At 73.8% G+C, this 22352-nt stretch carries 24 protein-coding genes and 1 pseudogene; 7 read left to right on the plus strand and 18 right to left on the minus strand.

Going from position 1 to position 22352, the window contains the following annotated elements:
- The first annotated feature begins 37 nt into the window (after positions 1 to 37).
- Positions 38 to 817, plus strand: a complete 780-nt coding sequence (locus tag AC27IY_RS14395; protein ID WP_487178239.1) for a thioesterase family protein — start codon at positions 38 to 40, stop codon at positions 815 to 817.
- Positions 818 to 823: 6 nt separating this feature from the next.
- Here AC27IY_RS14395 and gndA read toward each other — a convergent pair whose 3' ends face one another.
- Entirely contained in the window at positions 824 to 2248 is a 1425-nt protein-coding gene (gene gndA / locus AC27IY_RS14400) for an NADP-dependent phosphogluconate dehydrogenase (protein WP_487178240.1), read from the minus strand.
- A 94-nt stretch (positions 2249 to 2342) separates the two neighbouring features.
- Positions 2343 to 3035 carry an HAD family hydrolase gene (locus tag AC27IY_RS14405; RefSeq protein WP_329578683.1) on the minus strand — a complete coding sequence of 231 codons (693 nt, stop codon included), beginning with the start codon at positions 3033 to 3035 and terminating at the stop codon, positions 2343 to 2345.
- Between the two features lie 22 nt (positions 3036 to 3057).
- Between AC27IY_RS14405 and AC27IY_RS14410 the strand changes: the two genes are divergently transcribed.
- Both AC27IY_RS14410 and AC27IY_RS14415 read left to right on the plus strand, forming a co-directional pair.
- Complete coding sequence (locus tag AC27IY_RS14410) at positions 3058 to 3702, plus strand: SDR family oxidoreductase (RefSeq protein WP_487178241.1); 645 nt, start codon at positions 3058 to 3060, stop codon at positions 3700 to 3702.
- A gap of 89 nt (positions 3703 to 3791) precedes the next feature.
- A complete protein-coding gene (locus AC27IY_RS14415) occupies positions 3792 to 6293 on the plus strand; it encodes an ATP-dependent Clp protease ATP-binding subunit (protein ID WP_487178242.1) in 2502 nt (833 codons plus the stop codon).
- A gap of 33 nt (positions 6294 to 6326) precedes the next feature.
- Here AC27IY_RS14415 and AC27IY_RS14420 read toward each other — a convergent pair.
- From AC27IY_RS14420 to AC27IY_RS14460, 9 genes and pseudogenes are all read right to left on the minus strand, one after another.
- A pseudogene (locus AC27IY_RS14420) lies at positions 6327 to 6443 on the minus strand (pentapeptide repeat-containing protein); the annotation flags it as partial.
- Between the two features lie 53 nt (positions 6444 to 6496).
- A complete protein-coding gene (gene ptsP / locus AC27IY_RS14425) occupies positions 6497 to 8218 on the minus strand; it encodes a phosphoenolpyruvate--protein phosphotransferase (RefSeq protein ID WP_487178243.1) in 1722 nt (573 codons plus the stop codon).
- Between the two features lie 187 nt (positions 8219 to 8405).
- The gene (locus AC27IY_RS14430; RefSeq protein ID WP_344206081.1) at positions 8406 to 8693 is read right to left on the minus strand and encodes an HPr family phosphocarrier protein; all 288 of its coding nucleotides are present in this window, start codon (positions 8691 to 8693) and stop codon (positions 8406 to 8408) included.
- A gap of 18 nt (positions 8694 to 8711) precedes the next feature.
- Complete coding sequence (locus AC27IY_RS14435; protein WP_344206083.1) at positions 8712 to 9716, minus strand: zinc-dependent dehydrogenase; 1005 nt, start codon at positions 9714 to 9716, stop codon at positions 8712 to 8714.
- Entirely contained in the window at positions 9713 to 10138 is a 426-nt protein-coding gene (locus AC27IY_RS14440) for a PTS mannitol transporter subunit IIA (protein WP_364456235.1), read from the minus strand. Before AC27IY_RS14440 ends, AC27IY_RS14435 begins: the two co-directional genes overlap by 4 nt.
- A complete protein-coding gene (locus AC27IY_RS14445) occupies positions 10131 to 10439 on the minus strand; it encodes a PTS lactose transporter subunit IIB (protein ID WP_487178244.1) in 309 nt (102 codons plus the stop codon). The genes AC27IY_RS14440 and AC27IY_RS14445 overlap by 8 nt, the downstream gene beginning before the upstream one ends.
- A gap of 3 nt (positions 10440 to 10442) precedes the next feature.
- A complete protein-coding gene (gene mtlA, locus AC27IY_RS14450) occupies positions 10443 to 11567 on the minus strand; it encodes a mannitol-specific PTS transporter subunit IIC (protein WP_364456232.1) in 1125 nt (374 codons plus the stop codon).
- A gap of 64 nt (positions 11568 to 11631) precedes the next feature.
- A complete protein-coding gene (gene pfkB, locus AC27IY_RS14455; protein WP_487178245.1) occupies positions 11632 to 12669 on the minus strand; it encodes a 1-phosphofructokinase in 1038 nt (345 codons plus the stop codon).
- Positions 12666 to 13427 (minus strand): DeoR/GlpR family DNA-binding transcription regulator, encoded by a 762-nt coding sequence (locus tag AC27IY_RS14460; protein WP_091084708.1) that lies wholly within the window; start codon positions 13425 to 13427, stop codon positions 12666 to 12668. The genes pfkB and AC27IY_RS14460 overlap by 4 nt, the downstream gene beginning before the upstream one ends.
- Before the next feature lie 102 nt (positions 13428 to 13529).
- On the opposite strand from AC27IY_RS14460, the gene AC27IY_RS14465 reads away from it, so the two are divergent.
- On the plus strand, positions 13530 to 14399 hold the full coding sequence (locus tag AC27IY_RS14465; protein ID WP_487178246.1) for a hypothetical protein: 870 nt from the start codon (positions 13530 to 13532) through the stop codon (positions 14397 to 14399).
- A gap of 62 nt (positions 14400 to 14461) precedes the next feature.
- Entirely contained in the window at positions 14462 to 15343 is an 882-nt protein-coding gene (locus AC27IY_RS14470) for a hypothetical protein (protein ID WP_487178247.1), read from the plus strand.
- A 76-nt stretch (positions 15344 to 15419) separates the two neighbouring features.
- Here AC27IY_RS14470 and AC27IY_RS14475 read toward each other — a convergent pair whose 3' ends face one another.
- The 5 genes from AC27IY_RS14475 to def form a co-directional block, all read right to left on the minus strand.
- Positions 15420 to 15782, minus strand: a complete 363-nt coding sequence (locus tag AC27IY_RS14475; protein WP_364456224.1) for an MmcQ/YjbR family DNA-binding protein — start codon at positions 15780 to 15782, stop codon at positions 15420 to 15422.
- Positions 15783 to 15816: 34 nt separating this feature from the next.
- Positions 15817 to 16233, minus strand: coding sequence for a CBS domain-containing protein (locus tag AC27IY_RS14480; RefSeq protein WP_344206097.1), 417 nt, complete (start codon positions 16231 to 16233; stop codon positions 15817 to 15819).
- A gap of 71 nt (positions 16234 to 16304) precedes the next feature.
- Complete coding sequence (locus AC27IY_RS14485) at positions 16305 to 17711, minus strand: pyridoxal phosphate-dependent decarboxylase family protein (protein ID WP_487178248.1); 1407 nt, start codon at positions 17709 to 17711, stop codon at positions 16305 to 16307.
- Positions 17704 to 18336 carry a helix-turn-helix domain-containing protein gene (locus tag AC27IY_RS14490; RefSeq protein ID WP_423471730.1) on the minus strand — a complete coding sequence of 211 codons (633 nt, stop codon included), beginning with the start codon at positions 18334 to 18336 and terminating at the stop codon, positions 17704 to 17706. The genes AC27IY_RS14485 and AC27IY_RS14490 overlap by 8 nt, the downstream gene beginning before the upstream one ends.
- A 7-nt stretch (positions 18337 to 18343) precedes the next feature.
- The gene (gene def, locus AC27IY_RS14495; RefSeq protein ID WP_487178249.1) at positions 18344 to 18883 is read right to left on the minus strand and encodes a peptide deformylase; all 540 of its coding nucleotides are present in this window, start codon (positions 18881 to 18883) and stop codon (positions 18344 to 18346) included.
- 136 nt (positions 18884 to 19019) lie between these two features.
- Here def and AC27IY_RS14500 point away from each other — a divergent pair, with 136 nt between their 5' ends.
- On the plus strand, positions 19020 to 19826 hold the full coding sequence (locus AC27IY_RS14500) for a class I SAM-dependent methyltransferase (RefSeq protein ID WP_487178250.1): 807 nt from the start codon (positions 19020 to 19022) through the stop codon (positions 19824 to 19826).
- Between the two features lie 163 nt (positions 19827 to 19989).
- Here AC27IY_RS14500 and AC27IY_RS14505 read toward each other — a convergent pair whose 3' ends face one another.
- Complete coding sequence (locus tag AC27IY_RS14505) at positions 19990 to 20712, minus strand: aspartate/glutamate racemase family protein (protein ID WP_487178252.1); 723 nt, start codon at positions 20710 to 20712, stop codon at positions 19990 to 19992.
- Positions 20713 to 20810: 98 nt separating this feature from the next.
- On the opposite strand from AC27IY_RS14505, the gene AC27IY_RS14510 reads away from it, so the two are divergent.
- The gene (locus tag AC27IY_RS14510) at positions 20811 to 21716 is read left to right on the plus strand and encodes a LysR family transcriptional regulator (protein WP_487178253.1); all 906 of its coding nucleotides are present in this window, start codon (positions 20811 to 20813) and stop codon (positions 21714 to 21716) included.
- 57 nt (positions 21717 to 21773) lie between these two features.
- Here the strand turns inward: AC27IY_RS14510 and AC27IY_RS14515 are convergent, their stop codons facing one another.
- Positions 21774 to 22289 (minus strand): hypothetical protein, encoded by a 516-nt coding sequence (locus tag AC27IY_RS14515; RefSeq protein ID WP_091084726.1) that lies wholly within the window; start codon positions 22287 to 22289, stop codon positions 21774 to 21776.
- Between the last annotated feature and the right edge of the window lie 63 nt (positions 22290 to 22352).

The raw sequence follows: 22352 nt of genomic DNA on the forward strand, positions 1-22352 counted from the left end.
TGGGCCGGGTGGCGATCCTGCTCTAGAATCTCATTCTGTGCCGCCGACGACAGCGTTCTTCACCCGCAAGCAGGGCGAGCTGGTGCCCGCGCCCCACGCCCGCAGCCCCTGGTCCCCCGACATGCTCCACGGCCGCCTCCTCGGCGGGCTCGCCGCCCGCGCCCTGGAGGAGCGGTACGCCGAGCCAGGGCTGCACTTCGCCCGGCTGACGGTGGACCTGTTCCGCAACAGCCCGCTGCTGCCCGTCACCGTCGAGACCACCCTGGTCAGGGACGGGCGCAGGATCCGCGTCGCCGACGCCGTCCTGTCCACCGACCAGGGCCCGATCGGCCGGGTCACCGCCGTGCTGCTGCGGCAGGGCGAGCAGCCCGAGGGCGAGCAGAGCATCGTCACCCCCGCATGGGACGAGCGCCCGCCCGAGCACGAGCCGGTCTCCGCCGACGGCTGGCAGCCGCCGTTCGACCTGTGGCGGGTCACCGAATGGGGCGAGCCGGGCCCGGGGCGGGTGTGGCTGCGCGAGACGTACCCGCTGGTGGACGACGAGCCGGTGACGCCGGTCGTGCGCGCCGCGCTGGCCGCCGACTTCGCCAGCCCGCTCGCCAACGTCGGCACCAGCGGTCTCGGCTTCATCAACGCCGACTACACGCTCACCCTGGCCCGCCTGCCCGAGGGCGAGCTGATCGGCGTCGAGGCGACCGGACACCTCAGCGCGAGCGGCGTCGCGACCGGGCAGGTCACCATGCACGACACGGCAGGGCCGTTCGGCTTCTGCCTGGTGACGGCGGTGGCCAACCCGGTCGCCCGCATCGGCAGATAGCGGCGGTCAGGCGGGCCGCTCGGCGCGGTCGCCCGACCAGTCGACGTGGAAGGCGCCCTCCTTGTCGACCCGGCGATAGGTGTGGGCGCCGAAGTAGTCGCGCAGCCCCTGCACCAGCGCGGCCGGCAGCCGCTCGCGGCGCAGCCCGTCGTAGTAGGCGAGCGCCGAGGAGAAGCCGGGCGTCGGCACGCCGATCCGCACGGCCGTGGTCACCACCCGCCGCCACGACTCCTGCGCCGCCGCCAGCGCGGCCGCGAACGTCGGGTCGGCCAGCAGCGTCGGCAGGGCCGGGTCGGCGTCGTAGGCGGCGCGGATGCGGTCGAGGAACTTGGCCCTGATGATGCAGCCGCCCCGCCAGATGGTCGCCATCGCGCCGAGGTCGAGGTCCCAGCCGTACTCGCGGGAGGCGGCGGCCATCTGGTCGAAGCCCTGCGCGTACGCCACGATCTTGGAGGCGTACAGCGCCTGCCGTACGTCCTCGACCAGCTCGCGCCCGTCCACGCCGGACAGGTTCGGCCCGGCGAGCGAGGCGGCGGCGGCCCGCTGCTCAGGATGGCCGGACAGCGCCCGCGCGAACGTCGCCTCGGCGATGCCGGTCACCGGCACGCCGAGGTCGAGGGCGCTCTGCACGGTCCAGCGGCCGGTGCCCTTCTGCTCGGCCTGGTCGACCACGACGTCCACGAACGGCCGGCCGGTCTCGGCGTCCACCTGCTCCAGCACCTCGGCGGTGATCTCGATCAGGTAGGAGCCGAGGTCGCCCTGGTTCCACTCGCGGAACACCCCGGCCAGCTCGGACGGGGTGACGCCGAGCGCCTGCCGCAGCAGGTCGTAGGACTCGGCGATGAGCTGCATGTCGGAGTACTCGATGCCGTTGTGCACCATCTTGACGAAGTGTCCCGCGCCGTCCGGGCCGACGTGCACGCAGCACGGCACGCCGTCCACCTTGGCCGCGATGTCCTGCAGGATCGGCCCGAGCGCCTCCCACGACTCCGCCGAGCCGCCGGGCATGATGCTCGGCCCGAGCAGCGCGCCCTCCTCGCCGCCCGAGATGCCGGTGCCGACGAAGTGCAGCCCCCGCTCGCGCAGCGCGGCCTCGCGCCGCCGGGTGTCGGCGTAGTGGGCGTTGCCGCCGTCGACGATCATGTCGCCGGGCTCCATGAGCGCGGCGAGCTGGTCGATGACCGCGTCGGTGCCCGCGCCGGCCTTGACCATGATGATCGCCCGCCGGGGCCGCTTGAGCGAGGCCACGAAGCCGGCCAGATCCTCCGACGGCACGAACGTGCCCTCGCCGCCGAACTCCTTGACGAGCTGCTGCGTGCGGCTGTGCGAGCGGTTGTGCACCGCGACGGCGTAGCCGTGCCTGGCGAGGTTGCGGGCCAGGTTGCGGCCCATCGTGGCCAGGCCGGTGACGCCGATGTCTGCCAAATCCATATTCAAGCTCCTCTTACGGGGAATACGCATGATCCAGCCGGGGAGTTCGGCTTTTTGTTCCGTGCGCCTTGTTCTGGGCGCCTTGTTCTGGGCGTCAATCGTCGAGCCGCACACCCAGCTCGTCCAGCCGCTCCAGCATGTCCGCCGGGTCGGCGTAGACCCTGAAGGCGCCTGTGCGTTCCAGCTCGTCCCTGCCGTACCCGCCGGACAGCAGGCCGATGCCGAGCGCGCCGGCCCGGCGGGCGGCGAGCAGGTCCCAGACGCTGTCACCCACCACCATGGCATGGGCGGGGTCCACCTCGACCAGCGCCGCTCCGGCGAGGAACAGGTCGGGGTCCGGCTTGGCCCTGCGCACCAGGTCGCGGGTCACCATCGGCGTGTCCTCCGGCAGGCCGAGCAGGCCGAGCGCGAGCCGCGCGGTGCGGGCGTAGCCGCTGGTGGCGATGGCCCACGGCACGCCGCGCGCGGTCAGCTCGGCCAGCAGCTCCGGCGCGCCGGGCAGCGGGCGCACCGAGTCGGCCTGCCGCTCGTACGCCTCCATGTGGGCGACCTGGAGCCGCTCGATCTGCTCGCGCGACAGCTTGAGCCCGGTCTCGCGCAGCAACGCGCTGACGAACAATCCGCCGCTCATCCCGATGCGACGGTGGATCCGCCACACCGACAGGTCGATCCCCATCCCCGACAGCGCCTGCCGCCAGGCGATCACGTGCTGGTAGACGCTGTCGATGAGAGTGCCGTCGAGGTCGAACAGAAACGCCGGGGTGGGCGCGTGCGGGAACTCCGTCATGGGTCCATGACACCATGACCGCATGCGGATCATCATCGCGGGCGGCCATGGCAAGATCGCGCTGCGCCTGGCGGCGCGGCTCAGAGAGGGCGCGGTCGGCCTGGTGCGCAACCCGGCGCACGTCGCCGACGTCGAGGCCACCGGCGCGCAGGCCGTGGTGTGCGACCTGGAGACCGCCTCGGTCGAGCAGGTCGCCGACATCCTGCGCGGCGCGGACGCCGTCGTGTTCGCGGCCGGCGCGGGGCCCAGCAGCGGCGCGGCCCGCAAGGACACCGTCGACCGGGGCGCGTCCGTGCTCATGGCCGACGCCGCCGAGCGGGCCGGGGTGCGGCGCTTCATCCAGATCTCCTCCATGGGCGCGGGCAAGCCGCCGGCCGGCGGTGACGAGGTGTGGGCCGCCTACATCGCGGCCAAGACCGCGGCCGAGGACGACCTGCGCCGCCGCGACGACCTGGCCTGGACCATCGTGCGCCCCGGCCGCCTCACCGACGAGCCGGGCACCGGCCTGGTCCGGCTGGCCCCCGAGGTGCCGCCGGGCGCGGTGCCGCGCGACGACGTGGCCGCCGTCATCATGGCGCTGCTGGACAATCCGGGCACGGCGCGGCGGACGTACGAGCTGGTCTCCGGCGACACCCCGGTCATCGACCTCGTCGCGACGAACGAGTGAGCGCCCCCGCCGCAGCTTTTGCCGAACGCTGGCATTGACGCGCGGCGCGGGCGGCTAGGAGCCCCTTCGGAACGTGAAAGGGGACATCCATGGCGGACATGCCGTTCAGGTCGTTTTTCGGCGGAGACCCGTTCAGAGGGTTCGAGGAGCTGACGGGCCGGGTGTTCGGCGGCATGGAGGGCTGGCCGCCGTCCCGGCCCGGCGTCCAGCGGGTGGACGTCGGCCGGCTGCTCAGCGCCTCGGCAAGGGAGGCGTTGCAACGCGCCGTCGAGGGGGCCGGGCAGCGCGGCGCCCCCGACCTGGACGTGCTCGACCTCCTCGACGCCCTCATCGACACCGACTCCACCCGGTCGCTGCTGCGCGCCGCCGGCGTGGACGTGGAACGGCTGCGCGACCGGGCCGACGAGCTCGCCGGGCCGGGGGAGGCCACCGAGCCGCCCACCACGCTCTCGCCGGCCGCCAAACGGGCCATCCTCGACGCGCAGCGGATCTCGCGGGCGCTGGAGTCGTCGTACATCGGGCCCGAGCACCTGCTGCTCGCGCTGGCCGCCAACCCCGACTCCACCGCCGCCCGCCTGCTGCGCGAGCAGGGCGTCTCGGCCAACGAGCTGCAGCAGGCCCTCGCCACCGCGGCGGCCCGTCCAGGCGAGAGCGCCCGCCGCGGCGGCGACACCCCGTCGCTCGACGAGTACGGCCGCGACCTCACCGAGGAGGCCCGCCAGGGCCGCATCGACCCGGTCGTCGGCCGCGAGGACGAGATCGAGCAGTCCATCGAGGTCCTTTCGCGCCGCACCAAGAACAACCCGTGCCTGATCGGCGAGCCCGGCGTCGGCAAGACCGCGATCGTCGAGGGCATCGCCCAGCGCATCGTGAACGGCAGCGTCCCCGACACCCTGAAGGACCGGCGGGTCATCGCCCTGGACCTGACCGGCATGGTGGCAGGGTCGAAGTACAGGGGCGAGTTCGAGGAGCGCGTCAAGAAGGTCATCGACGAGGTACGCGCGCACGCCGACGAGATCATCGTCTTCATCGACGAGGTGCACACGCTCGTCGGCGCCGGCTCGGCCGAGGGCGGTATGGACGCCGCCAACATCCTCAAGCCCGCCCTGGCCCGCGGCGAGCTGCACGTCATCGCCGCCACCACGATCGACGAGTACCGCAAGAACATCGAGAAGGACGCCGCGCTCGAACGCCGCTTCCAGCCGATCCTGGTCGCCGAGCCGACCGTGGAGCAGACGGTCGAGATCCTGGCCGGGCTGCGCGACGCGTACGAGGCCCACCACCAGGTCCGCATCACCGACGAGGCACTGGACGCGGCCGCCACCCTGTCGGCCCGCTACATCACCGACCGCTTCCTGCCCGACAAGGCCATCGACCTCATGGACCAGGCCGCGGCCCGGGTGCGGCTGCGCGCCCGCACGCCCGGTAGCGACGTACGCGAGCTTGAAGGACGCCTGGACGCGCTGCGCCGCGACAAGGACCAGGCCGTCTCCGCCGACGACTTCGACCGGGCCAAGGAGATCACCGCCCAGATCGACAAGCTCCGCCCCGAGCTGGAGCGCGCCCGCCGCGGCCACGACGACGTGCCGCAGGTCATGGTCGAGGACATCGCCGAGGTCGTCTCGCGTCGCACCGGCATCCCCGTCACCCAGCTCACCGAGCAGGAGCGCGACCGGCTCATGCGGCTGGAGGAGCACCTGCACGAGCGGGTCATCGGCCAGGACGAGGCGGTCACCGCCATCGCCGAGGCCGTCCGCCGCGCCCGCGCCGGGCTGTCGGACCCGAACCGGCCCATCGGCAGCTTCCTGTTCCTCGGCCCGACCGGCGTCGGCAAGACGGAGCTGGCCAGGGCGCTGGCCGCGGCCCTGTTCGGCGGCGAGGACCACATGGTCCGCGTCGACATGAGCGAGTTCCAGGAGCGGCACACGGTCTCGCGGCTCATCGGCGCGCCGCCCGGCTACGTCGGCTACGAGGAGGCCGGGCAGCTCACCGAGGCCGTACGGCGCCGCCCGCACTGCGTGATCCTGCTCGACGAGATCGAGAAGGCCCACCCCGACGTCATGAACATCCTGCTGCAACTGCTCGACGACGGCCGCCTCACCGACGGCCAGGGCCGTACCGTCGACTTCAGCAACACCGTCGTCATCATGACCAGCAACATCGGCGCGCAGCTCATCCTGGAGGCCGCCGGCGACCCCGGCACGCTGGAAGGGCGGCTCATGGAGCTGCTGCGCCGCTCCATCCGGCCCGAGCTGCTCAACCGCATCGACGAGACGATCATCTTCAAGCGCCTCGAACGCGATCAGCTCCGCCAGATCGTGGACCTGCTGCTGGAGCGCACCCGGCAGCGGCTGCGCGGCCAGAACATCACGCTGGAGGTCACCGATGCCGCCAAGGACTGGCTCGCCCAGCGCGGCTACCAGCCCGAGTTCGGCGCCCGGCCGCTGCGTCGTACGGTGCAGCGTGAGCTGGACAACCGGCTGTCCACCATGCTGCTCACCGGCGAGGTCACCGAGGGCGGCAAGGTCACGGTGGACGTCACCGGCGACACCCTCCAACTCCGGGCCCACGAGCCGGCGCCCGCCGGCTAGGTGGGCCCGGGTGAGGTGGGCCCGGGTGAGGTGGGCCCGGGTGAGGTGGGCCCGGGTGAGGTGGGCCCGGGTGAGGTGGGCCCGGGTGAGGTGGGCCCGGGTGAGGTGGGCCCGGGTGAGGTGGGCCCAGGTGAGGTGGGCCCGGGTCAGGTGGGTCTGGTGGCGCGGGTCCGGTCAGGCGAGGCCGGTCGCGCCGGGCCTGGTCAGGCCAGCGCTTCTCGGGCCAACTCCCTGCACTCCTCCAGCGTCAGCCGCGCCAGTGCCTCGCGGACCAGCGGGACGCAGGACGGCGCCATGGACAGGCTCGTCACCCCCAGGCCCACCAGCAGCGGGGCGACGGCGGGATCGCCCGCCGCCTCGCCGCACACGCCGACCGGCTTGCCCGCCTCCCGTCCCGCGGCCGCGCACGCCTCGATCAGCCCCAGCAGGGCGGGCTGGCGCGGGTCGAGCAGGTCGGCCAGGGCCGGATGCTGGCGGTCGGCGGCGAAGGTGTACTGGGCCAGGTCGTTGGTGCCGATGCTGAGGAAGTCCACCTCGCGCAGCACCTCGGCGGCCCGCAGCGCCGCGGCAGGTACCTCCACCATCACACCGACCTGCGCGATGCCCGCCGCGCGGGCCCGGCGGGCGAAGCCGGCCGCCTCCGCGGGCGTCGTCACCATCGGCGCCATCACCCGCACGTCCGCGCCCGTCGCGCGCGCCGCCTCGGCGATCGCGGCGAGTTGCGCGTCGAGCACATCGGGTAGCAGGCGGTCCACACGCAGCCCGCGCACGCCCAGGGCCGGGTTGGGCTCCTCGGGCAGGCCGAGGAAGGGCAGGGGCTTGTCGGTGCCCGCGTCCAGGGTCCGCACGATCACCGGGCCCTCGGCCCGCTCGAACACCTCGGCGTACGCGGCCGTCTGCTCCTCCGGCGAGGGCGGCTGCTTGCGGTCGAGGAACAGGAACTCGGTACGGAACAGGCCCACGCCCTCCGCCCCCGGCCGCAGGTCGGCGGCCGAGCCGATGTTGGCCAGCAGCCTGACCGGATGGCCGTCGGCGGTCCTGCCGGGGCCGGTGGCGGCGGCCAGCCTGGCCCGCTCGGCGCGGTCGCGCTCCATCACCTCGGCCGCCTGCTCCGGGGTGAGACCGAGGGCGATCTCGCCGCTCGCGCCGTCCACGCCGACGATCGTGCCGTCGGGGACGTCCGCGACCGCCGGGCAGGCGACCACGGCGGGCAGGCCGCGCGCGCGGGCCAGGATCGCCGTGTGACTCGTCGGGCCGCCCCGCTCGGTGACCAGCGCCAGCACGTCCGGGCCCAGTCCGGCGGTGTCGGCGGGGGAGAGGTCCCCGGCGACCAGCACGTACGGATGCCCGGGATCGGGCAGGCCCGGCATGGGCAGGCCGAGGGCGGCGGCCACCGCGCGGTGCTTGAGGTCGTCGAGGTCGGCGGCCCGCTCGGCGAGGTAGCCGCCCAGGGCGGCCAGGGCGTCCCGGTGGCCGGTGAAGGCGGCGTCCAGGGCGTGGGCCGCGTCGGCGCCGCCCCTGGCGCGGCTCTCGGCCTCCTCGCGGAGCATGGGGTCGTCGGCGATCATGGCGAGGGCCTCCAGGATCTCCGCCGCCTCCCCGCCCGAGCCTCCGCCCCCGCCCGAGCCTCCGCCCCCGCCAGCGCCCGCGCCTCCGTCAGCGCCTCCGCCTCCGTCAGCGCCTCCGCCTCCGTCTCCGCCTCCGCCTCCGCCAGCGCCTCCGCCAGTGCCCGCGCCGCTGCCCTCACCAGCGCTCGCGCCGGTGCGGGCGGCGGCGGCCCGTCGGTTGAGGTCGGCGGTCACCGCCTCCAGCGCCTTGACGACGGTGGCGGCCTCGGCCTCCGGATCGGCGACCGGCCGCGGCGCGGGCAGGCTCGGCGGGCCGGCCATCCGCACCAGCGGACCGGCCGCCCGCCCCTGGCTCACCCCGAGCCCGCTCAGCCGCCCCCCGGGCCCGGCCCAACCCGTCCCCGGCCCCGTCTCGGGCCCCGTCCCAGGTCCCGTCTCAGACCCCGTCTCGGGCCCCGTCCCAGGTCCCGTCTCAGACCCCGTTTCGGGCCCCGCACCAGGTCCCGTCCCAGACCCCGTGTCAGGTCCCGTCGCAGACCCCGTCTCAGGCATCGAGAGCCTCTTCCGTGTCCGCGTCCAGGTCGCGCGACAGCAGCGCCGCCAGTGCGTCCAGCGCCTCCTCGGCCCCCGGCCCGTCCGCCTCCAGCGTCACCTCCGTCCCCTGGACGGCCCCCAGGGACAGCACGCCCAGCATGCTCCGGGCGGGCACCGCCTTCTCGCCGAGCCGTACCGTCACCGGCACGCCGAGGCGCGCCGCCTCCTGCACGAACAGCTTGGCGGGACGGGCGTGCAGCCCGCTCGCCGAGGCCACGGCCACCGTTCGCTGTGACATGACGAAAGCCTCCAGGTGTCAGGGTTCGATGGTGACCTTGATGGCCGCGCCCCGGCTGACGAGATCGATCCCGTCCAGCACGCGCGGCAGCGGCAGCCGGTGGGTGATCAGGTCGGCCACCGGCACCGCGCCCTCCGACACCAGCCGCAGCGCGGCGGCGTTATGGGCGGGGCTGGAGCCGTTCGCGCCGACGATGGTGAGCTCGCGGTAGTGCACCAGGTTGGCGTCCAGCGCGATGACCGGGTCGTCCTTCGGCAGCCCGCCGAAGAAGCTGATCCGTCCCTGGCGGGCGGCCATCCGCACCGCCTGCTCCTGGGCCGCGCCGGACGCCGCCGCCGTGATCACGACGTCCGCGCCCCGGCCGCCGGTCAGCTTGAGCACCTGGTCGACCGGGTCGGAGTCGATCGCGGCGTCCGGGCGCACCAGCTCCTCGGCCATCGCCAGCCGCTGCGCGTTGACGTCCACGAGGAACACCCGGGCCGCGCCGCGCGCCCGCGCCAGCCGTACGTGCAGGCAGCCGATCGGGCCGGCGCCCATCACCACCACGTCGTCGCCAGGACCGACGCGGGCCAGCTCCTGGCCGTTCAGCACGCAGGCCAGCGGCTCGGCGACCGACGCCTCGGCGAAGCCGACGTTCTCGGGGATGGCGTTGACGCCGTCGACGGCGAGCACCTTCGCCGGGACGATCATGTACTCGGCGAAGCCGCCGTCGTAGTGGTAGCCCATCGACTCCTGGTTGGGGCAGACCGTACGGCGGCCCCGCAGGCACTCGGGGCACGAGCCGCACGGGATCGCCGCGATCACCTGCACGCGGGCGCCGCTGTCCACGACCTCCCCGGCGATCTCGTGGCCCATGACCCGGGGCGGCACGATGTGGTGGTGCCCGAACTTGTAGATCTTGGCGTCGGTGCCGCAGGTCGAGCAGTTGCGGACCCGGATCTTCAGCTCGCCCGGCCCGGCGACGGGCTCGGGCGCGTCCTCGATCCTGATGTCGCCCGGGGCGTGGAACCTGGCGACCTTCATAGCGTGAGCTCCTTCATCACCTGCGCGACCTCGGTGGCCTCGCGCAGCGTCCTGGCGCGGTCCGGATCCATGAGGATCTCGGCCAGCGCCGCCAGCAGGGGTACGTGCCCGCCCTCGCGGGCGGCTATGCCGACGCAGACCGTGACCTGTTCGCCGTCCCAGTCGACTCCGTCCGGGAAGCGTACGAAACACAGTGCGTCGCGCAGGATGGCGTCCTTGGAGGCGTTCGTCCCGTGCGGGATGGCCACCCCCTCGCCGACGTAGGTCGAGATGGACCGCTCGCGTTCGAGCATCGCCGCGACGTACGGCTCGGCGACCGCCCCCACCTCGACCAGCGCCCGCCCGCACCGGCGGATCGCCGCCTCGCGGTCGGGCGCGCGCTCGTGCAGCAGCACCGCGCGGGGGTCGAGCAGGTCAGGCATCGACGACGCCGCCGTTCTTGATGGTGTTGACCAGCTTGGTCACGGCCGGGTCGCCGAGGAAGACCTGGAACGACACCAGCACCTTCCCGGGAGCGGCGGCGCGGGCGCGGGCGGCCAGGCCGGTGTGGCAGACCACCACGTCGGCGTCGTGCGGGATGGAGTTGACGGGCGTGTGCTCCACGGTGACGCCGCTGTCCTTGAGCTGCTTGCGGAGCTGGGAGGCGAGCATCACGCTGCTGCCCATCCCGGCGTCGCAGGCGACGATGACCTTGTGGATGTCCTTGCTGTCGATGCCGGCCATGGGTCAGGCCTCCTTGCTGGTGAGAGGTTCGGCGCCGGTCTCGGCGCCTGTGGTGGCGGGGTCGTCCTCGCCGTCCTTCTTCTCGCCCCTGCCGAAGCCCAGCAGGACGGCGGCGACGGCGAACGACACGGCGGCGGCCACGAGGATGCCGAGGCTGGAGGCCAGCCAGCCGCCCTTGGGCGTGACCGCGATGTAGGCGAAGATGCTGCCCGGCGACGGGGTGGCGACCAGGCCCGCCCCGGTGATCATGAAGGTGAACACGCCGGCCGCGCCGCCCAGGATGACGGCCGCGATGAGGCGCGGCTTCATGAGCACGTACGGGAAGTAGATCTCGTGGATGCCGCCGAAGAAGTGGATGATCATCGCGGCCGGCGTGCTGGGGCGCAGCGCGCGCGGCCCGAACAGCAGGTAGGCCAGCAGCAGCCCGAGGCCGGGGCCGGGGTTCGACTCCAGCATGAACAGGATCGACTTGCCGGTCTCGGCCGCTTCGGCCACGCCGAGCGGGCTGAGCACGCCGTGGTTGATGGCGTTGTTGAGGAACAGCACCTTGGCCGGCTCGATGAGCAGCGACGCGACCGGCAGCAGGTTGTTGGTGATCAGCCACTCGACGGCCTGTCCTGCGGCGGTGGTGATGGTCTGGACGACGGGGCCGATGGCGAGGAAGCCGACCACCGCCATCGCGGCGCCCACGATGCCGGCGGAGAAGTTGTCCACCAGCATCTCGAAGCCCGCTCGGGTACGCGCCTCGGTGAACTTGTCCACATATTTCAGGATCAAGGCCGTCAGCGGGCCGATGATCATGGCGCCCAGGAACATCGGCGCGTCGGTGCCCACCACGACGCCCATCACCGCCACCGCGCCGACGACCGCTCCGCGCTGACCGTGCACCATCCGGCCGCCGGTGTAGGCGATGAGGACCGGCAGCAGGGTCGAGATGATCGGGCCGACCATCTTGCCGAGGGTCTCGTTGGGCAGCCAGCCGGTCGGGATGAACAACGCGGTGATCAGGCCCCAGGCGATGAACGCCCCGATGTTCGGCATGATCATCCCGGCCAGGTGGCCGCCGATGCGCTGGATGGTGGCCTTGACGCCGGTGCCGGCGACCGGGGGTGTGTAAGTGTCGGCCATGGACTTGCTCCTTCGGGGGGTTGAGCAGATGTTCGGCAGCCGGTGCCCGGCCGGGGCGGCCGGGCTACGGCAGAGGAGCGGGTGCGTTCGTGGTGGAGGGGCCAGGGGAGAGGACTGCGGACGGATCGGCGGGCGGTTCGGCGGGCGGGACGAAGGGGACGGCGAGCGGGCACGCCGGGTCGGGCGGGCCTGCCGCCGTGACCGCCGGGTCGATGTCGGCGGGCCCCGGCATGCGGCTGCCGGGCAGCCCGGCCGCCGCCGCGCCCCAGGCCAGCGCGCGGGCCAGCGCCTCCGGCCCGTGCCCGCCCGCGGCGAGGAACCCGGCCAGCATGGCGTCACCCGCGCCGACGGAGCTGCGCGGCTCGATGGCCGGCGCCCGGCCGTACCAGACGCCGCCGTCCTCGACGAGCACGGCCCCGTCGGCGCCCAGGCTGGCGAGGACCGCCCGCGCGCCCGCCGCCCGCAGCGCCCGCGCGGCCTCCACCACGTCGCCGAGGCACGCGAGGGGCCGGCCGGTGGCCTGGCCGAGCTCCTCCAGGTTCGGCTTGACCAGGGCGGGCCCGGCGGCGAGCGCGTACGACAGCGCCGGCCCGCTGGTGTCCACCGCGACCTCGATGCCCGCCTCGGCGAACCGGCGGCACAGCCGCGCGTAGACGTCGGCGGGCACCTCGGGCGGCAGGCTGCCGGAGGCGACCACCCAGTCCGCGCCCTGCCCGCCGGTGTGGGCGGCGGCGAGCACCGCCTCGGCGATGGTGTCGAGCTCGGCGGGGGACAGGGCGGTGCCCGGCTCATTGATCTTGGTGACGGTGCCGTCGGGCTCGGCCAGCGTGACGTTGGAACGGGTGCGCCCGGTCACCGGGACGGTCACCATGTCCAGGCCCTCGGCGGCGAGCAGCCCGACGAGCTGGCGGCCCTCGTCCCCGCCGAACGGCACCACCGCCCGCGCCGCCACGCCGTTGGCCAGCAGCGCGCGCGAGACGTTCACGCCCTTGCCGCCGGGGTCGAGGCGGGCCGCGGCGGCGCGGATCACCTCGCCCCGCCGCAGCGCGGCGACCTCGATCGTACGGTCCAGGCTCGGGTTGAGCGTCAGCGTCAGGATCACGCCCGGATCACCTCCGGCCCGGCGGCGGCCAGGTCGGCGGCGAGCGCGGCGTCGAGCCCGGTGTCGCTGACCACCACGTCGATCTCGGCCAGCTCGGCGAACGTCGCCAGGTAGGTGTTGGAGAACTTCGTGTGGTCGGCGAGCAGGACGCTGCGCTGCGCCGCCCGGACCATCGCCCGCTTGATCGCCGCCTCGGCCGGGTCGGGCGTCGTGAGGCCCCGGTCCAGCGAGCAGCCGTTGGTGCCCATGAAGGCGACGTCCACGTTGAGGTGCTCCAGCGGGCGCAGCGCCCAGTCGTCCACGGTGGCGAGCGTGTTGCCGCGCAGCCGCCCGCCCAGCACGATCACGTGCAGGTTGGGCCGGGCCGCGAGGGCCGTCGCCAGCGGCGGCGAGTTGACCACGACGGTCAGCTCGCGGTCGGCGGGCAGCACCTGCACCAGGCGGCCCGTGGTGGTGCCGGCGTCGATGATGACCGAGCCGTCCTCGGGCAGCTCGGCGATCGCCGCCTTGGCGATGCGCTCCTTCTCGGTCGTCATCACCTCGTCGCGGGTGGACAGCGCCGGCTCGAAGCCGAGCCGCTCGACGGGGATCGCGCCCCCGTGGACCCGGCGCAGCACCCCCGCCCGCTCCAGCGCGGTGAGGTCGCGGCGGATCGTCTCGGTGGTCACGTCGAGCTCGGCGGCCAGCGTCACCACGTCGACGCGGCCGGCGGCGCGCGCTCTCCGCAGGATCTCCTGCTGCCGCTCCTCGGCGTACATGATGTTGATTCACCGCCGTTTCGAGTTGGTTTCTTCTGTGTTTATACCCGCTTCGGTGGGAAGGTCAAGGGTGCCGGTGCCGGATCTGGTAGTTATAGGCGAATGCGCATCACCTCCCTGGCCGCCGCGGTGGCGGCCGTCCCCCTCCTCGCCGCCCTCGCCCCGCCCGCCGCAGCGGTGACCGCAGGGCCGCCGCGCGTGCCCGTGGGGACGACGGCGGCCTGGGTGGTCTTCGACCGGCAGGCGGGCAGGTTCGTCGCGGCGCGCAACGCCCACCGCAAGTACCGCTCGGCGTCGGTGGTGAAGATCCTCATCGCCATCGACTACCTGGAGCGGCGCAAGAGCGTGCCCAGGGCCGACGCCGACCTGCTCAAGGTCATGCTGCGAGCCAGCGACGACGACGCCGCCTCCACCCTCTGGGACCGGGGCGGCAAGGGGCAGATCATCGTGCGCACCGCGCGCCGGCTCGGCCTCGCCGACACCACGCCGCCGCCCGCGTCCAAGCCCGGCTTCTGGGGTTACACCTCGCTCAGCGCGTACGACGTCGTCCGCACCTACCGCTACCTGCTCGACAGGGCCGACGCCCGGGTCCGCGACACCATCCTCGGCCACCTGCGCAGGGCCGCCCCCTGCGGCACCGACGGCTTCGACCAGACCTTCGGCATCCCCGACGCGGTGCCCCGCCCCCACGCCGTCAAGCAGGGCTGGTCCGGGTTCGGCACCACGCCGCCCACCCGCTGCCGCGACGCCAGGGCCCTCGGCGCGCCCGTCTCGTGGATCGCCCAGCGCGCCGCCGGCTCCGGCGTGCCCGACTACGGCCGCCCCGTGCTGCACACGACCGGCCTGGTCGGCCCGGGGGAGCGGTACGTCATGGCGGTGCTGACCGCGCACCCGGCGGGCGGCACGTGGAGCGCCTCCGTCAAACGCATCACCGACCTCACCAGGGGCCTCTACCGCGACGCCACGTCCTGACCCGGCCTGCGCGCGCGGAAAAGCGTTCGCGGGCGCCGGCCAAGATCAGGTAGGCATGGAGGATGGCTGAGCGAACGACCGCTGCACTCGACCGCGTCCTGCGGCAGGCGGGCGGACCCGAGATCCTCGACGTCCTGGCCGAACGGCTGTCCGGGGCGGACCTCACCACGTTGCTGCTGGAGGTCATGCGGCGCAGGGCCGGCGCGCTCTCGCCCGCCGACGTGCTGCGCCGCTACGGCAACGACCGCTTCGCCGCGCCCGGCGCGGTCGCGCTCCGTGACCTGCGGCGGGCCGAGGACGCCGCGCTGTCGGCGCTCCCGCCCGGCTTCGAGCCCGTCGTGTTGTCCCCGGTCGCGCCGCTCGGCGCGTGCTCGGCCCTCGCCACCGTCGACCAGAACAAGGTGATCGCGACCGTCAGGAACGGCGAGGTCGCCGCCGACCCCACCAACGCCCTCGCCCTGGAGGCGGCGGTCCGCCGCCGCGCCGCGGGCGGGACCGAGCCGGTGCGGCTGGCCGCCGTGCAGCGGGTCGTGCGGGCCCAGCACGTCGAAGGGGCCGCCCGTTTCGCGCACTTCACGTTGTTCGCGCTGGTGACCGCCGGCCGCGACACCGGTGACCACGCCTTCGAACGACAGCACGCCGCCGAGCACCTGGCCATCATGGGCGAGGCGGTGCGCGCGTGCGGCGCGGGCGAGCCCGAGGCCCGGGTCACGGTGCTCGACGAACGCTTCGAGCGCGTCGCCGCGGCCCTCGGCGGCACCCCCGACCCGGGGCGGGAGAGCGGCAGGGGCTACTACAGCGGGCTGTGCTTCAAGGTGTACGCGGACGGGATGGAGGTGGGCGACGGCGGCTTCACCGACTGGACGGCCCGCCTGCTCGGCAACCGCAAGGAACGCCTCCTCATCAGCGCCCTCGGCCTCGACCGCCTCGCCCTGGCCCCCTGACCCGCCTCCCGTCCCAGGCAGGCGGGGCGGTCAGAGGGCCCGGGACGGGGCGGTCAGAGAGGGCCGGGCGGGGCGGTCAGGGGGCCGGGCGGGTGGCGGCGAGGAGTTCCTGCTCGGCGCGGACCTTCTTGGGCACGCACATGCGCCACGCGTCCAGCACCAGCTCACGCATCTCCGTCACGTCGAGCGCGGCGGTGCGCGCCACCACCCAGTGGAAGCGCAGGTCGGACTCGCGCGGCAGCAGGAACTTGGCCGGCTCCGCCGCCACCAGGGCCTCGCGCTCCTCCTTGGGGAACCCGAAGCCCATGAGCGTCTCGTCCCGCGAGAAGGCCACGTAGACGATCTTGCCTACCCGGAACTTCACGCGGTCCCGGATCAGGTGCTCCGACGAGCGCGGCAGGGTGCTCGCGAACCGTCGTACATCCTCGACTGTGAACACGCGGCCACGCTAACCGCCGCGACCGACAGTTCTCTCAGCGGTTGCCCTCGGCGGCGGAGATGTCGGCGAGCGCCGAGTTCTGGTCGCGCTCCATCGCCAGGTCGCCGAGGCTCACGATGCCGATCGCGCGGCCGTCCTCGACGACCGGCAGGCGGCGCACCGCGTGCGTACGCATGAGCTGGACCGCCTGGTCGATCTCGGTGTCGGGCCCGACGGCCTCGACGGAGGCGCTGCACGCCTCGCGGACCGGCGTCTCCGGCCCCTTGTCGTCGGCCACCACCCGCACCGCGATGTCGCGGTCGGTGACGATGCCCTGCATGCGCCCGTTCTCGTTGACGATCACCGCCCCGGCGTCGTTCTCGCGCATCAGCGCCGCCGCGACGGACACCGGCTGCTCGGCCTCGACCGCCGCCGGGTCCCTTGTCATCACGTCTGCCACGGTCCTCGCCATGGGGACCTCCTTCTGCCGAACGGATGTCAGACGCCCCCTACCCGCAGCGGGCCGCACCTCACCCCACCTGCTCAAAGGCCCTTGGCCGCCACGCGGATCTCGTCCAGGAGGATCTCCAGATCACGCTCGGTGGTGTCCGGGTGCAGGAAGCAGGCCCGCAGCGCGTCCCGGCCGCCGAGGCGGGTGCCGGTCAGGAACGCGTTCCCGCGCGCCTGCACCGCGACCGGGATCGCCCGGTTGAGCGCGTCCGGGTCGCCGCTCCACGCCGGCGTGTGCCGGAAGGCGGTGATCGACGTGACCACCGGCGCCAGCAGCTCGAAGTCGGGCGCCCGCTCCACCATCGCCGCCAGCGTACGGGCCAAACCCGTGGTGTGCTCGACCAGGCGGACCACGCCGGAACGGCCGAGGGACGACAGCGTCGCCCACGTCTTCAGCGCGCGGAAGGGTCGCGTCTGCTCCGGCCCGTACTCGGCGAGCCAGCCCAGGTCGCCCGCGTTGTCGTCCACCAGGTACGACGGCACCAGGCTGAAGGCGGCCCGCGCCGCCCCCGGGTCGCGCAGCAGCGCGCACCCGCAGCCGACCGGCACGCCGAGCCACTTGTGCGGGTCCAGGGCGAGCGAGTCGGCCCGGTCCAGGCCCGCGTAGTGCGGCGCCGCGCCCTCGGCCAGCACGCCGAGCGCCCCGTAGGCGCCGTCCACGTGGAACCACAGCCCGTGCTCGGCCGCCACGTCCGCGATCGCGTCGAGCGGGTCCACCGCGCCGGAGTTGACGGTGCCCGCGCTGCCCGCCACGCAGAACGGCCGCCGCCCCGCCGCCAGGTCCTCGGCCACCATCGCGCGCAGCGCGGCCACGTCCATCCGGTAGGCCGCGTCCACCGGCACGGTCCGTACGTTCCGCGCGCCGAGCCCGAGCAACTGGGCCGCCTTGTGCAGGCAGCTGTGCCCCTCCTCGGTGACGTAGAGGACGAACGGCGGCCGTCCGGCCAGGCCCTCCTCGCGCGCGTCCCATCCGTCGGCGAGGGCGGCCCGCTGCCGGGCGGCGGCCAGGCACACGATCGTGGCCATGGACGCCCCGCTGGTCAGCAGCCCGCCGCCGGGTGGATGCGGGAACCCGGTCAGCTCGGCCAGCCAGCGCACCACGGCCCGCTCCAGGTGCGGCCCGGCGTGGTCGCCGCCCGCGCAGCTCGGGTTGAGCGCGGCGGCCAGCGGCTCGACGAGCACGCCCGCCGGGTTGGGCGGGGAGTTGACCCAGCCGAAGAAGCGCGGGTGTCCGTTGCCCATCGGGTGCGGCAGCACGTGCGCGCGGACGTCGGCGAGCAGGTCGTCGAGCGGCCGGCCGTCGGCGGGCAGCTCCTGGCCGCTCAGCCAGGCGCGCTCGCCGTCGGGGACCGGCTGCCACACCGGGCCGTCCGGCACGCCCGCGAGGTGCGCGGCCACGAGGGCGGCCGCCCGCTCACCGGCGGCGCGCAGGTCAGTCATCGAGCTGTCCCTTCCAAGTTGGTTCGTGATGGTTCAGGTGGCCGGGGGTGCCCAGCTCCATGGCGAGGTAGTAGACGCACGTGCCGGCGCCGTCGTTGGCGAAGGCGTGGCGGAGGTCGCCCGGGTAGTACGCCGAGTCGCCGGTCTCCAGCGTGTGCGCCCGCCCGTCGATCGTCAGCCGCAGGCTGCCGCGCTCGACCGCGAGGTACTCCCGCGACCCTGGCGCGTGCGGCGCGAACTCGCCGGCGTCCACGCCCGGCCCGATGGTGGTGCGCATGAACTCGAACTCCACGTCGCCGAGCACCGGCGACAGCACTCGCCGCTCCCAGCCGGAGGGGTCGCGCAGCACCCGCTGGTCGGCGTGGCGCAGCACCCGCATCGCGCCGTGCGCGGGCTCGTCCAGCAGCCGGGCGATGGACGTGCCGAGCGCCGTGGCCAGCCGGTCGAGCACGAGCACGGTCGGCGTCTTGGCGCCGCGCTCGATGTCGGAGACCATGCTGCGGCTGACGCCCGCCAGGTCGGCGAGGCGCTCGATCGACAGCCCGCGCGCCCGCCGCTCGGCGCGGACCCGCTGCCCCAGCTCGGCCATGGACAGCCCGCTGGACAGCACACTTTCGCCCGTCATTCCTCCACTATAGCGATGAATTGTCCGCTATCGCGGATAGTGTCGCCCGGTAGGCGGCCAGCACCTGCTTGCGGCGCTTGGCGGGCAGGCGGTCGATGTAGAGCCGTCCGTCGAGGTGGTCGCTCTCGTGCTGCAGGCAGCGCGCCAGCAGGCCGGTGCCCGTCACCGTGACCGGCTCGCCCGCCGCGTCGAAGCCGTGGACGGTGGCCCGGTCGGGGCGGGGGAGCGGGGCGTACTGGCCGGGGACCGACAGGCAGCCCTCGTCGCCGGTGTCGAGCCGGCGCTCGCCGAGGCCGGGCGGCTCCAGCGCCGGGTTGACGACGACGCCCTTGTGGCGCACGCCGTCGGCGTCGGGGCAGTCGTAGACGAAGACCCGCAGCGGCACGCCGATCTGGTTGGCGGCCAGGCCCACGCCCTCCGCCGCGTACATGCTCGCGAACATGTCGTCGACCAGCGCCGCCAGCTCCTCGCCGAACCGGGTGACCGGCTCGCACGGACGATGCAGCACGGGGTCGCCGACGTGCACGATCGGCCGGACCTCTCCCACGGTTCCTCCTGTGAAGCTCCTTGTGTCCCAGTGTAGGGCCGCGAGAGTTGTGTCTCGGATAGTAAGACGTTCTCTCTTGAATAGTGAGATACGCGCTAGGGTGACGGCATCCGAGGCGAAACGAAGGAGTTTGGCGATGGACCGTCCGGCGACCGCCGTCTACACGCACGGCCACCACGAGTCGGTGCTGCGCTCACACCGCTGGCGCACCGTGGAGAACTCGGCGGCGTACCTGCTGCCCCACCTCAAGCCGCACATGAAGGTGCTGGACATCGGCAGCGGCCCCGGCACGATCACCGCCGACCTGGCCCGCCTGACGGGCCACGTCACGGCCTCGGAGGTCAGCGCGGACGCGCTGGAGCTGTCCAGGGCCGAGATCGCCGCCCGCGGCCTGACCAACGTGGACTTCGCCGTCGCCGACGTGCACGACCTGCCGTTCGAGGACGACACGTTCTGCGTGGTCCACGCCCACCAGGTGCTGCAGCACGTCGGCGACCCCGTACGGGCGCTGCGCGAGATGCGCAGGGTGACCAAGCCCGGCGGGTACGTCGCCGTCCGCGACAGCGACTACGCGGCCTTCGCCTGGTGGCCCCTGCTGCCCGAGCTGGACGAGTGGCTGGCCCTCTACCAGCGGGTCGCGCGGGGCAACGGCGGCGAGCCCGACGCCGGCCGGCGGCTGCTGTCGTGGGCCCGCGCCGCGGGCTTCTCCGACGTCACCGCCACCTCCTCCACCTGGTGCTTCGCCACCCCGGACGACCGCGCCTGGTGGGGCGGCATGTGGGCGGAGCGCATTCTCGGCTCGGCCATGGCCGACCAGGCCCTCGCCACAGGCGCCGCCACCGAGGCGGACCTGCGGCGCATCTCCGCGGGCTGGCGCGCCTGGGCGGCCGCCGAGGACGGCTGGCTGTCCGTCCCGCACGGCGAGCTCATCTGCCGCGCCTGACCGCGTACGGCCCCTCCTCGAGAGAGTGCCCCCACTCGGTCCTGCCGGCGTGGCGGGCCCGCCTCTCGCGGCGCTCAGGCAGGGCACCACCTGGCGGGAGCGCCGCAACCCGTCCTCGATCTCGTCGGCGTCCTCGCCCGCTCCGTTCCGGGGTGTCCCGGGCTCATCGAGGGCCGCCGCGCCAGTCCGGCATCGCGCGCTCGCCGACGGCGACGTCGTAGGCCGCGCGGGCCAGCAGGCGGGTCGAGTCCAACGTCGGCAGGCAGGAGACATCGGGCGTGATCAGCAACGGGATCTCGGTGCAGACGAGCGCGACCGCGTCGCAGCCCCGGCCGGCCAGTCGTTCGATGACGCGCAGATACTCCTGGCGCGACGCCTCGCTGATCACGCCGTTCACCAGCTCCGTGAAGATGATCTCGTTGACGAGGTGGCGGTCGTCGGCGTCCGGCAGCTCCGCGGCGATCCCGCGGGCGGCCAGCGCCCGCGGGTACAGCGGCCCGTCCATCGTGTACCTGGTGCCCAGCACGCCGACACGGGTGCGCCCCTCGGCCGCTGCCTGGTCCGCGACGACCTCGGCGATGTGGAGGCCCGGCAGCGGGAGGTCCGGCCCCGGTGCCTCCAGCGCCAGGTGGGCGGTGTTGTCCGGGCAGACGAAGAAGTCGGCGCCGGCCCGGGCGAGCCGCTGCGCGCTGGTCGCCAGGGTGGCCCGGACGGCCGCGTGATCTCCGCTGTCCCAGGCGGGCATGCTGTAGCCGAAGGCGATGTAGTCCATGGTGACGTCGGGATGCTCGTTGCGACCGGTCCGGCGGAATCCCTCCTCACAGAAGTCGAGGAAGCACAGGGCGGCTCCTCCCGTGCTGTGGGCGAGAACTCCAAGGTGTTTCACGACGGCTCCGGCGTTCCAGGACTTCGGTACGGCTCCATCCTTCACCGGAGGACCATGTTTGCCCACTTCGAGGCATCGATCGATATAGCGTCCATGCTGTGGAGGCATGGATGGATCTGCGGCTGCTGGGATACATGGTCGCGATCGCCGAAGAAGGATCGGTCAGCGCGGCCGCTCGCCGCCTCCGGCTGACCCAGCCGACCCTGAGCCGGCAGCTACGTGACCTCGAACGACGCCTGGGAGCCGAACTGTTCACCCGCGCCGGCCGCGGCCTCGTTCCCACCACTGCCGGCGAGGCGCTGCTCCGGCGGGCCGTGCGCATGCTGGCCGACGCGGAAGCCGCTCTGCACGACGTACGGCTGGCCGCCGAGGGCAAGACCGGCCGGCTGACGGTCGGGTTCGCCGGATCGGGCATCAACGGCGCACTCGGGGACGCACTCGGCCGGCTGCGCGCAGAGCTCCCCGACGTCGAGCTGTCCCTGGTGGAGCTGTTCGACGACGCCGAGATGTCGGCCGGCATCCTGGACGGCGGCCTCGACGTGGCAGTGCAGCGGCTGCCGGTCCGCGACGCCCGTCTCGCCACCCGAGTCTGGACGCGCGAGCCGCTGACCCTCTTCCTGCCGTCCGGGCACCCGCTCGCCAAGACCCGTGAGCCGGCGCCGGTCTCCGTGCTCGGTGAGATCCCCCTGGTGCTGTGGCCACGGGAGGCCGCCCCCCACGCGCACGACGAGATCACCTCGTTGTGCCACCACGCCGGGATCGTGCCGCGCGTCGGCGCGCGGGGCCGGACCGTTCAGACGATCCTCGCGCTGGTCGCCGCCGGTTTCGGCGCGGCGGTGATGGCCGACTCCTATCGAGTGCTGCACCGGGAGGGCGTGACACCACGACGGCTCGCGGGCACCGCCACCACCTTGCACCTGGTCTGGCAGGCCGGGCACATGGGGCCGCTTCTCACCCGTTTCATGACCGCGCTGAACGCCGTGGAGGCCCGACCTCGGCGATGAAGGACCCGAGACTCCCGTTCACCGCGAAGGCCCGAGGCTGACGGACGGGAGAAGGCGTCAAAGGCCGAGGGTGCGGGCGCGCTGCCATTGCGGGTCGCGGTAGAGGACCATGTCGGTGCCCAGCATCTCGTCAGGGGCCGACAGCATGGCGATCTCGCCCGCGGCCTGCAGTTGCAGCAGCAGGTCGCGCACCCGCGGGCCCACGGGCAGCCGCCCGGCGGGCAGGCCGAGGCCGGTGCGCACCGTGTCGGCGATCTCCGACAGGCGGAACGGCCCGTCGAAGCGGGCCACGATCCCGCGTACGACGCTCATGGTGATGAGGTTCTCCGCCTCGGCGTGGGCGAGCTGCCAGGTGATCTGCTCCTTGCGCCGCCCGCTGCCCGCGCACGACGTGCAGCCGCGCGACAGTCCCGGGGCGACCTCCTCCTCGGCCGAGCCGAGGCAGGCCGAGCAGAGGTTGTTCTCGGCCGCGTGGAGCTCGGCCGTCATCCGGCCGCCGAGGATGACGCCGCACGCGCAGGCGAACGCCTCACCGAGGATGCTGTTCTGCGGGGAGATCGTATGCTTCGTCACCGAGCCGACTCTACCGTCACCGGCGGGCCGCCGATCACGACCGGATCACGGGCTCACGCGCGG

Source organism: Nonomuraea sp. B208, assembly GCF_057536035.1.

Bases quoted from the DNA above. Each gene is read 5' to 3' on its own strand.
- AC27IY_RS14470 (WP_487178247.1), top strand. From the start codon at position 14,462: ATGGCTGAGCGAACGACCGCTGCACTCGACCGCGTCCTGCGGCAGGCG.
- AC27IY_RS14465 (WP_487178246.1), top strand. From the start codon at position 13,530: ATGCGCATCACCTCCCTGGCCGCCGCGGTGGCGGCCGTCCCCCTCCTC.
- AC27IY_RS14500 (WP_487178250.1), top strand. From the start codon at position 19,020: ATGGACCGTCCGGCGACCGCCGTCTACACGCACGGCCACCACGAGTCG.
- mtlA (WP_364456232.1), bottom strand. From the start codon at position 11,567: ATGGCCGACACTTACACACCCCCGGTCGCCGGCACCGGCGTCAAGGCC.
- AC27IY_RS14490 (WP_423471730.1), bottom strand. From the start codon at position 18,336: ATGACGGGCGAAAGTGTGCTGTCCAGCGGGCTGTCCATGGCCGAGCTG.
- AC27IY_RS14480 (WP_344206097.1), bottom strand. From the start codon at position 16,233: ATGGCGAGGACCGTGGCAGACGTGATGACAAGGGACCCGGCGGCGGTC.
- gndA (WP_487178240.1), bottom strand. From the start codon at position 2,248: ATGGATTTGGCAGACATCGGCGTCACCGGCCTGGCCACGATGGGCCGC.
- AC27IY_RS14435 (WP_344206083.1), bottom strand. From the start codon at position 9,716: ATGAAGGTCGCCAGGTTCCACGCCCCGGGCGACATCAGGATCGAGGAC.
- AC27IY_RS14445 (WP_487178244.1), bottom strand. From the start codon at position 10,439: ATGGCCGGCATCGACAGCAAGGACATCCACAAGGTCATCGTCGCCTGC.
- AC27IY_RS14405 (WP_329578683.1), bottom strand. From the start codon at position 3,035: ATGACGGAGTTCCCGCACGCGCCCACCCCGGCGTTTCTGTTCGACCTC.
- AC27IY_RS14440 (WP_364456235.1), bottom strand. From the start codon at position 10,138: ATGCCTGACCTGCTCGACCCCCGCGCGGTGCTGCTGCACGAGCGCGCG.
- AC27IY_RS14415 (WP_487178242.1), top strand. From the start codon at position 3,792: ATGGCGGACATGCCGTTCAGGTCGTTTTTCGGCGGAGACCCGTTCAGA.
- AC27IY_RS14460 (WP_091084708.1), bottom strand. From the start codon at position 13,427: ATGTACGCCGAGGAGCGGCAGCAGGAGATCCTGCGGAGAGCGCGCGCC.
- AC27IY_RS14410 (WP_487178241.1), top strand. From the start codon at position 3,058: ATGCGGATCATCATCGCGGGCGGCCATGGCAAGATCGCGCTGCGCCTG.
- AC27IY_RS14485 (WP_487178248.1), bottom strand. From the start codon at position 17,711: ATGACTGACCTGCGCGCCGCCGGTGAGCGGGCGGCCGCCCTCGTGGCC.
- AC27IY_RS14430 (WP_344206081.1), bottom strand. From the start codon at position 8,693: ATGTCACAGCGAACGGTGGCCGTGGCCTCGGCGAGCGGGCTGCACGCC.